The organism is Propioniciclava flava (assembly GCF_004126535.1).
Taxonomy (GTDB): Bacteria; Actinomycetota; Actinomycetes; order Propionibacteriales; family Propionibacteriaceae; genus Propioniciclava; species Propioniciclava flava.
In genome coordinates, this window is the sequence record NZ_PPCV01000011.1 from 67,746 (window position 1) to 77,108 (window position 9,363).

The window sequence follows — 9,363 nt, forward strand, 5'->3', positions numbered from 1 at the left end:
CCATGGCCCGTCGCACGATCCCCAACCGTGCGCGGAGGTGGGGCGTTTTCGCCGTCGGCGAGGTGCGGACGGGGCTACGGCGCGTCCGTGGCTCGTTCGTTCCCTTGATTCAAAGCGCCATGGCGGCCGGCCTAGCTTGGTTCCTCGCTGAGCAGTTACTCGGCCGCCACGCACCGCTTTTTGCCCCCATTGCCGCCTTCGTGTGCCTCGGGTTCAAGGTGGACCGGGCTCCCCGCAAGGTCGCCGAAGTGGGCGTGGGTGCCACGATCGGCGTCCTGATCGGTGAGGCCATCTCGATCTATCTGGGGGCTGGGTGGTGGCAGATGTCCCTCGCGCTGGTCACTGGCGCGCTCATCGGCCGGTTCCTCGACCGGGGCGACCTGACCACCATGCAGGGTGGCGTCAACGCGATGGTCGTGGTCGGGATGACGTCCTACGCCTCACAGTCGGGTGGGTTCACGGGCCGCTGGATGGACGCGATCGTCGGCGCGCTGGTCGCCCTGGTTGTGGCCGTTTTGCTCCCTCGGCACCCCACGGAACGCCCTCGTCGCTACGCGAAAACGACCTTGTCGGAGTTCGCCGGGATGCTCGACATGCTGGGCCGGGGCCTCATCATGGGTGATGTGGAGGAGTTGGCCGATTCCCGGGCCCAGCGCAAGGTCGTCCAGCAGGTGAGCAACACCTGGGAGACGACCCTGTCCACGGCCCGTGATGTCGTGGCAGCCAATCCGAGTCTGTGGAGCCAGCGCAGCGAAGTGGCGGAGTTGCAGCGGCTCTACCGGCTGACGACGCGCGCCCAGCGTTCCTCCTACATGCTGGGGCGCCAGGGCCTGTCCATGGTTGAAGAGGTGGGGCCGCTGCGCGAGGTCGGCTCCTTGGTTTTGGAGGCGTCGCGGGCAACGCATGCCCTGGCCGGAGCCGTGGGTGCCTGGCAGCGCCCCGAGAAGGCGCGCGCCACGTTGCTGAGCATCGCGCATCGTGCCTCCCCGACCGGGCTGGGAACGGAGGAGTGGCGTGATATCGCGCTCATGTCGGTGATGCGCGCGATGATCGTCGACCTCCTGCAGATCACCGGGCTCTCGCGGGCGGACGCGCGCAACGCGCTAGCCGAGGCGACGGGGCGTCCCTTCAGCGAGAGCAGCGAGGACCAGGCTGAGTCCGACAGCGATGACCTCTCCTCGCCCTTGTGGGGGTGAGGATGGCCGAGAGTAGCGCCGATGTGTGTACCATGTCCTGCATGGCACGGGCGTTCCTGCTTCTTGGTCGCCGCAGCGAGTCCTAGCTCTCCACCATCAGGGGGATCGAGCGTCAGGCTCCCTCGCTGCGGTGTTCTTTGCGCGCCTGGCAAATCACAGTTGAGACTTCAGGAGATGTCGCCATGTCCACCAACACGTTCACCCCCGGCACGCGTGCACAGCAGGGCAAACCCGTCCAGCAGCCCAGCCCGATGCCGTTCCATCGCTATTCGGCCTTCCAGCCGGTGACGGTCCCCGACCGCACCTGGCCCGATCAGCGGATCACGCACGCCCCTCGCTGGCTGACCACCGACCTGCGCGATGGTAATCAGGCGCTCATCGACCCGATGACGCCCGCGCGCAAGCTGAAGATGTTCGAGTTGCTGGTGGGCATGGGCTACAAGGAAATCGAGATCGGTTTCCCCTCGGCGTCCCAGACCGACTTCGACTTCGTCCGCAAGCTGATCGTCGAGGATCGCATCCCCGACGACGTCCAGATCTCGGTGCTGACTCAGGCACGCGAAGACCTGATCTCCCGGACGGCCGAATCCCTGCAGGGCGCCCATCGCGCCAATATTCACCTGTACAACGCGACGGCCGAGTTGTTCCGCCGCGTCGTCTTCAACGTGGACGAAGCCCAGTGCATCGTGATGGCCACTCGGGGTACCGAACTGGTCATGACGTACGCCGACAAGTACCTGGCAGACACCGAGTTCGGCTACCAGTACAGCCCCGAGATCTTCACGCAGACGCCGACCGACTACGCCATCGAGGTCTGCAACCGTGTCGCCGACGTCTGGCAGCCCTCACCCGAGCGAGAGATCATCTTCAACCTGCCCGCGACGGTGGAGATGAGCACCCCCAACACGTACGCCGACCAGATCGAGTACTTCATCCGGCACGTCCGCGACCGGGAGAACGTCGTGGTGTCCCTGCACCCGCACAACGACCGCGGTACCGCGGTGGCCGCCACCGAACTGGCGTTGATGGCAGGCGCTGATCGCGTCGAAGGGTGCCTGTTCGGGCACGGTGAGCGCACCGGCAACGTCGATCTGGTCACCTTGGGGCTCAACCTGTTCAGCCAAGGCATCGACCCTCAAATCGACTTCTCTGACATCGACGAGGTGCGTCGCACCGTCGAGTACTGCACCGGGCTGCCCGTCCACCCGCGCCACCCCTACGCGGGCGATCTGGTCTACACGGCCTTCTCCGGCTCCCACCAAGACGCCATCAAGAAGGGCCTGGAGGCGCTGCAGCGGCAAGCGGACGCCGAGGGCGTCGCGCTGCATGACCTGCACTGGGAAGCACCCTACCTGCCCATCGACCCGCACGACGTCGGACGCACCTACGAGGCCGTCATCCGGGTCAACAGCCAGTCCGGCAAGGGTGGCATGGCCTACATCATGAAGAACGACCACAAGATGGACCTGCCCCGACGCCTGCAGATCGAGTTCAGCCGGGTCGTGCAGCAGCGCACCGATGCGTCGGGCGGCGAGGTCGGCAGCGAGTTGATGTGGCAGATCTTCGAGGCGGAGTACTTCAAGGACAACACGCCGTTGGAACTGCTGGAGTACAAGCTGACCGCAGAAGGTGGCGTCTACACCGTCGACGCCGTCTTGACCGTGAACGGTGTCGAGCGGCAGGTCGGCGGTGAAGGGAACGGTCCGCTGTCGGCGTTCGTCGACGCGATCGCCGCAGCCGGGTTCCCCGTCCGGGTCCTCGACTACTCCGAGCATGCGCTGAGCGCGGGCGGTGACGCGCTGGCGGCGGCCTATGTGGAAGCCGAAGTGGGCGAAGGTGACGACGCCCGTGTCGTCTGGGGGGTGGGTCGCCACAGCTCCATCATCACTGCGTCGATGCGCGCGGTGATCAGCGCCATCAACCGGACCGATCGCCCCGAGTGACCCGCTGACGCCCACTCGCCATGCCGGCGGGTGGGCGTCGCGCAGCCCGGCCCCCCTACCTATGTGTGGGATCGGTCCGCGCGTCCCTCACGCGAACCTTAGACTGCCGGGGTTTGTTGTCGCCGTTGACGGGAGATTTCATGGAGCTCACACCCGACCTGCAAGAGGACTTCGACATCGTCGTCCGCCGAAACCCGGGCGAGGCGGAGTTCCACCAGGCGGTGCGCGAGGTGTTGGAGTCCCTCGGCCCGGTCGTTTCCAAGCGGCCCGAGTACGGCGAGATGGGCATCATTCCGCGCATCTGCGAACCCAACAAGCAGATCATCTTCAAGGTGAACTGGCAGGACGACCGCGGCCGCGTGCACACCAACCGTGGGTTCCGCGTCCAGTTCAACAGCGCACTGGGGCCCTACAAGGGTGGTTTGCGTTTCCACCCCAGCGTCTACCTGGGCATCATCAAGTTCCTGGGCTTCGAGCAGATCTTCAAGAATGCCTTGACCGGCATGCCGATCGGTGGCGGCAAGGGCGGCTCGGACTTCGACCCCAAGGGGAAGTCCGACAACGAGATCATGCGGTTTTGCCAGTCCTTCATGACCGAACTGGCCGGGCATATCGGCCACGACATTGACGTGCCCGCCGGAGACATCGGCGTGGGGACACGCGAGATCGGCTACATGTTCGGGCAGTACAAGAAGCTGACCGGACGCTACGAATCCGGGGTGCTGACCGGTAAGGGACTCGATTGGGGCGGCTCGCGTGCCCGCACCGAGGCCACCGGGTACGGCACGGTCTTCTTCGCCGAGGAGATGCTCAAGCTGACCGGGGAGAGCTTCGACGGCAAGAAGGTCGTCGTGTCCGGTTCCGGCAACGTCGCCTTGTACGCCTTGGAGAAGGTCAATCAGCTTGGCGGTACGGTCGTGGCCATGTCTGACTCGTCGGGCTACATCGTGGACGAGAAGGGCATCGATCTGGCCCAGATGCAGGAACTGAAGGAAACGCGCCGCGGCCGCATCGGCGAATATGCCGAGGCCAACGCATCGGCGAGGTTCGTGCCGCAGGGCATGATCTGGGACGTCCCCTGCGAGATCGCTTTGCCGTGTGCCACGCAGAACGAGCTCAACATCGGCGGCGCTCGCGCGCTCATCGCCAACGGGTGCACGCTGGTCGCGGAGGGCGCCAACATGCCCTCCACGCCGGACGCCATCCGCGCCTTCCGCGCCAATGACGTTCGCTTTGCCCCCGGCAAGGCGGCCAATGCGGGCGGCGTGGCCACCTCGGCGCTGGAGATGCAGCAAAACGCGTCGCGTGACTCGTGGAGCTTCGAGCACACCGAGGAGCGGCTGCACGACATCATGGTCGGCATCCATGAGCGCTGCTGGGCGACCGCGGAGGAGTACGGCGCCCCCGGCGACTACGTTCTCGGCGCCAACATCGCTGGCTTCATTCGCATGGCCGACACCATGATGGCACTGGGCGTTATCTGAGCCAGACGATCGGTGACGCCGCCGGGCACGGCGGCGTCACCGATCCTCGAGGAACTCCAAGCCGTGTAGGCCGGGGTATTCCGACATGATGACGCACGTTTGGGTCGAGGCAATCTCGGGATGCTCGCTAAGTTCATGCAAGACGAAGTCCGAAAGCGCCCCCGGGTCCGGCATGGCCACGAGAACCAGCAGGTCGAACAGCGACGCCAGCAGGCACACCTTCAGCACGCCGTGCAGCCCGGAGATGCGCTCGATTTCCGACTCCAACCGGGTGCGCGACGCGGCACGAACCTGCACGAGGATCGCAGCCGTCAACGGGCGCCCAACGGAGGCGGGATTGATCTCCGCGTGGAAACCTTTGATGATCCCCGAGCCGACGAGCGTGGCGAGGCGGTGGTGAGCCGTTGACGCCGCGATGTTCACGGCGTCCGCCACCGCCTGGTTCGGCATACGACCATCACGAGCCAACAGAGTCACGATCTGCCGGTCGATGTGGTCCAGGTCCCGAAGAGTCTTCGTTTTTGGCATCGTTGCCCTCACGTTGGGGAGACCATCCGCAAGAACGATAGCGAAAAGATCTTCGGACCTCAGGCAGTGGGCCTGATGCATGTGCATAACGCGACTCCATACTTTTCCACTCACACCGTGCAACGACGCACGGCGGAGTAGTCGAGAGGCAAGTCATGCGCATCGGAGTGCCGACAGAAGTCAAGAGCCAAGAGTCCCGGGTCGCCATCACTCAGGCAGGGGTGCACCACCTGGCCCAACGCGGTCACGACGTCCTCATCCAGGCGGGAGCTGGGGTGAACTCCGGGATCTCCGATGAGGAGTACGCCGCGGCAGGCGCCACCATCCTGCCCACCGCCGGTGACGTGTGGGGCTCCTCCGAACTGCTCATCAAGGTCAAGGAGCCCATCGCGTCGGAGTACCAGTTCCTGCGCCCCGACCTGGTGCTGTTCACCTACCTTCACCTTGCCGCTGACAAGCCGCAGACCGAGGCGCTGGTCAACTCGGGCACCACCTCTATCGCCTATGAGACCGTTCAGACCGCCGATGGTGCGCTGCCGCTTCTGCGCCCCATGAGCGAGGTCGCCGGACGACTCGCGGCACTGGTCGGCACCGAGGCGCTGATGAAGCACCATGGCGGCGAGGGCATCCTGATCCCGGGCGTGCCCGGAGTCGCCCCGGCGAAGGTCCTGGTGATCGGGGCGGGTAACGCGGGCCAAAACGCTACGCAGATGGCGGTCGGTTTGCGTGCGAACGTTACGGTGTTCGATGTGAACACGTCGCGACTCGTTGCCGTGGACACCGAGTTCGGTGGCCGCGTCACCACGATGATGTCTACGGCCTGGGCGATCGAGCAGGCCGTCCGCGACGCGGATCTGGTCATCGGAACGGTGTTGGTTCCCGGGGCCCGCGCCCCCAAGGTGGTCACCAACGCGATGGTGGCCTCCGCCAAGCCGGGGTCGGTCTTCGTCGACGTGGCCGTGGACCAGGGCGGGTGCTTCGAAGACACCCACGCCACCACGCACGCCGACCCGACTTTCAAGGTCCACCAGAGCTACTTCTACTGCGTGGCGAACATGCCCGGCGCGGTCCCGGTCACCTCGACCCACGCCCTCACCAACGCCACGTTGCCCTACATCACCAAGCTGGCCGACCTGGGGTGGCGCGACGCCCTGCGCAGCGATCCCGCGCTGGCCAAGGGGCTGTCCACCACCGGCGGAATGCTGACCAGCGAGCCAGTGGCCGCCGCATGGGGCCACGAGTTCACTTCTCCGAGCCATGTCCTCACCGCATAAGGGATCGGCTGCGCCCGCCGGCGAGCACGGGGACCTCTCGGAGAACTGGCCCACCTGCCCGCCACCGGGAGCAGACCCTCCCGGAGATCACCTTGAACGCGCCCTGGGGAACCGTCACCTGCAAATGATCGCCATCGGCGGGGCCATCGGTACTGGCCTGTTTATGGGATCAGGCAAGACGATTTCGCTGGCCGGCCCCTCGATTCTGTTCGTGTACGCCATCATCGGGTTCTTTCTCTTCTTCGTGATGCGCGCCATGGGCGAACTCCTGTTGTCCAACCTGAAGTACAAGTCTTTCCGCGACATCGCCGAGGACATCCTCGGCCCCTGGGCGGGGTTCTTTGCCGGGTGGACGTACTGGTTTTGCTGGATCGTGATCGGGATGGCCGATCTCGTGGCCGTGACCGCTTATGTGTCCTACTGGGCGCCAGATCTGCCCAAATGGATCCCGTCGGTATGCCTGGTGCTGCTGTTGCTGGGGCTCAATCTGGTGACGGTGAAGCTGTTCGGCGAGATCGAGTTCTGGTTCGCCCTCATCAAGGTCATCACGATCGTTGCGCTGATCGTGGTCGCCATCATCATGGTGGCCTCGGGCTTCGTCGCCCCGGACGGGCATCGTGCAGCCCTGGACAACCTGTGGAACGACGGAGGCATGTTCCCGATGGGGGCAGCGGGGTTCCTTGCGGGCTTCCAGATCGCCTTCTTTGCCTTTCTTGGAATCGAATTGGTCGGGACGGCCGCTGCGGAGACGAAGGATCCCAGCGTCACCTTGCCCAAGGCGATCAATGCCATTCCCATCCGGGTCGGTCTGTTCTACATCCTGGCCTTGGCGGCCATCATGAGCGTGACGCCGTGGCGGCTGATCGATCCGAGCGTGAGCCCCTTCGTGTCGATGTTCGGGTTGGCGGGGATCGGCATCGCCGCGTCGGTGGTGAACTTCGTCGTCCTCACCAGTGCTGCGTCCTCGGCGAACTCGGGCATCTATTCGACCTCGCGGATGCTGTACGGGCTCGCCTTGGATCGGAAGGCTCCCCGCCTGTTCGGGGTGTTGTCCAAGCACAAGGTGCCCGCCAAGGGGTTGATCTTCTCTTGCTGCTGCCTGGCTCCCGGCATCGTGCTGTTGTACTCAACCGACTCGATCGTGGAGGCCTTCACCTTGGCGACGACGGTGGCTTCGGTCCTGTTCATCTTCGTGTGGTCGCTGATCTTGTGCTCCTACCTGGTGTTCCGCAAGCGCAGCCCAGAACTGCATGAGGCGTCCACGTACAAGGTCCCCGGTGGTCCAGTGATGTGCTGGACCGTGCTCGCGTTCTTCGTGGGCATCGTGGTCATCTTGGCGATGGAACCAGACACGCGCATGGCGTTGGCCGTCACCCCGGTGTGGTTCCTCATCTTGGGGTTGGTCTATCAGCGCTTCCGCTTCCGTGCCCGGCGAGAGGAGAGCCTCCACACCTAGGGTTCCCACGTCAACGGTGCAGGGCCCACGAGATCTCGTCTCGTGGGCCCTGTCGTTGCTCGGGGAGCGGGCCGGGGTGAGCGGCCACGTCTCATCAGCGGGGCGGACGTGGTTATTCGGCTCATCCGAATCCAGGGTGTAGTCGGGTCTGAACCCGCCGGTCTCGAGCAGGGATCTGGCGATGTAGTTGGTCAGGTTGCGGAACCCCAGCGCCGAGCCGCGCAGGTGCTCGAGCCTGCCGTTGATCGCCTCGGTGGGTCCGTTGGAGGTGCTGGGCCGGTCGAAGTAGGCCAGGACGTCGGCGGCGCGCTTCTTCAGCGTCCTGCCGAGCTTGGTGATCTCGACCAGGGCCTTGGGGACGCCGGTGCTGATCGAGTCGATGAGCCGGGCCATCAGCTCGCGGCCGTGGCGCCGGTTCTCGTGGCGGTAGGCGGCGATCATGCGCTGGTAGACGCTCCAGGTGACCTCGACCTCGACGTGGGCGTCGTCGGCGAACAGGGTGTCCAGTCGGTCCTTCTGCTTGTCGTTGAGCAGGTCGGCGCCGGTGGACAGGGTCCGGCGGGCGGCATAGAGCGGGTCGCCCTTGCGGCCGCGGTGCCCACAGATGGCCTGCTGAACTCGCCGTCGGCACTCATCGAGCGCCTCGCCAGCGAGGCGCGTGACGTGGAAGGGATCTAGCACGGTCACCACGTCGGGCAGTTCCTCGACGGCGGCGGTCTTGAACCCGGTGAAGCCGTCCATCGCGACCACCTCCACGCCGTCGCGCCACTCCTGCGGGCGGTCGGCCAGCCAGGTCTTGAACGCCTGCTTGGAGCGTCCTTCGACCATGTCCAGCAGCCGTGCCGGGCCGGTGCCATCTCGCACTGGGGTGAGGTCGATGATCACGGTGACGTACCTGTCGCCGCGACGGGTGTGCCTCCACACGTGCTCATCGACCCCGACGACCTTCACCCCCTCGAAGCGGTGCTCCTCGTCGATCAGCACCCGCTTGCCCTCGGCCAGAACGGCGTCGTTGGCGGTGTCCCAGGCCACCCCGAGCCCCTCGGCGACCCGAGCCACGCTCAGGTGCTGGACCACGATCCCTTCCAGCGCCCACCGCAGAGCGCGCCGAGACAACTTGGCCCGGGGCTCGGCCGCGGCGGTGGTGTCCTGGCGCCACACATACCCACAGCCGCTGCAGCGGTAACGGCGCACGACGACCTCCAGCGTCGTGGGCCGCCAGCCCAGTGGTTCGTGGGCAAGCCGTCGGACCACGGTGTCACGTGGTCTCCCTTCGCAGCCGCAGCGCCGGCACCACTGGTCGGGCTCGACCACCTGGCAGGCCAATACGGCACGATCCGGCTCGAGTCGCTGCCCGGTGACAACGAGGCCGAGTTCGTCGAGGCGGCAGAAGGCAGTCAGGTCGGGGCTGGCGAACGCATCAGCGCGCCCGCCGACGGTAGCGTCGTGCACGTCGAGGTCTTTCGGGCTGAGTGTGTAGCG

At 65.7% G+C, this 9,363-nt stretch carries 6 protein-coding genes and 1 pseudogene; 5 read left to right on the forward strand and 2 right to left on the reverse strand.

Annotated elements, in window-relative coordinates; all coding sequences use genetic code 11:
- Nucleotides 1–2 precede the first annotated feature (2 nt).
- The 3 genes from C1706_RS13145 to gdhA all read left to right on the forward strand — a co-directional run bounded on the left by C1706_RS13145 (nucleotide 3) and on the right by gdhA (nucleotide 4,623).
- On the forward strand, nucleotides 3–1,196 hold the full coding sequence (locus C1706_RS13145; protein WP_164987569.1) for an FUSC family protein: 1,194 nt from the start codon (nucleotides 3–5) through the stop codon (nucleotides 1,194–1,196).
- Nucleotides 1,197–1,378: 182 nt separating this feature from the next.
- Nucleotides 1,379–3,139, forward strand: coding sequence for a 2-isopropylmalate synthase (gene leuA, locus C1706_RS13150; protein ID WP_129459701.1), 1,761 nt, complete (start codon nucleotides 1,379–1,381; stop codon nucleotides 3,137–3,139).
- 140 nt (nucleotides 3,140–3,279) lie between these two features.
- Nucleotides 3,280–4,623: an NADP-specific glutamate dehydrogenase gene (gene gdhA / locus C1706_RS13155; protein ID WP_129459702.1), complete on the forward strand. Its 1,344-nt coding sequence runs from the start codon at nucleotides 3,280–3,282 to the stop codon at nucleotides 4,621–4,623.
- Between the two features lie 36 nt (nucleotides 4,624–4,659).
- Here the strand turns inward: gdhA and C1706_RS13160 are convergent, their stop codons facing one another.
- On the reverse strand, nucleotides 4,660–5,238 hold the full coding sequence (locus tag C1706_RS13160; protein ID WP_129459703.1) for an Lrp/AsnC family transcriptional regulator: 579 nt from the start codon (nucleotides 5,236–5,238) through the stop codon (nucleotides 4,660–4,662).
- Nucleotides 5,239–5,306: 68 nt separating this feature from the next.
- Between C1706_RS13160 and ald the strand changes: the two genes are divergently transcribed.
- Together ald and cycA are read left to right on the forward strand one after the other, a co-directional pair.
- Nucleotides 5,307–6,425: an alanine dehydrogenase gene (ald, locus tag C1706_RS13165; protein WP_129459704.1), complete on the forward strand. Its 1,119-nt coding sequence runs from the start codon at nucleotides 5,307–5,309 to the stop codon at nucleotides 6,423–6,425.
- Nucleotides 6,409–7,881 carry a D-serine/D-alanine/glycine transporter gene (gene cycA / locus C1706_RS13170; RefSeq protein WP_129459705.1) on the forward strand — a complete coding sequence of 491 codons (1,473 nt, stop codon included), beginning with the start codon at nucleotides 6,409–6,411 and terminating at the stop codon, nucleotides 7,879–7,881. Before ald ends, cycA begins: the two co-directional genes overlap by 17 nt.
- A gap of 121 nt (nucleotides 7,882–8,002) precedes the next feature.
- On the opposite strand, the pseudogene C1706_RS13175 reads toward cycA, so the two are convergent.
- Nucleotides 8,003–9,333, reverse strand: a pseudogene (locus C1706_RS13175) (ISL3-like element ISPfr3 family transposase).
- Nucleotides 9,334–9,363: the final 30 nt, after the last annotated feature.

Coding starts and splice junctions, on each gene's coding strand:
- C1706_RS13145 (WP_164987569.1), top strand. CDS start 3: ATGGCCCGTCGCACGATCCCCAACCGTGCGCGGAGGTGGGGCGTTTTC.
- cycA (WP_129459705.1), top strand. CDS start 6,409: ATGTCCTCACCGCATAAGGGATCGGCTGCGCCCGCCGGCGAGCACGGG.
- gdhA (WP_129459702.1), top strand. CDS start 3,280: ATGGAGCTCACACCCGACCTGCAAGAGGACTTCGACATCGTCGTCCGC.
- ald (WP_129459704.1), top strand. CDS start 5,307: ATGCGCATCGGAGTGCCGACAGAAGTCAAGAGCCAAGAGTCCCGGGTC.
- leuA (WP_129459701.1), top strand. CDS start 1,379: ATGTCCACCAACACGTTCACCCCCGGCACGCGTGCACAGCAGGGCAAA.
- C1706_RS13160 (WP_129459703.1), bottom strand. CDS start 5,238: ATGCACATGCATCAGGCCCACTGCCTGAGGTCCGAAGATCTTTTCGCT.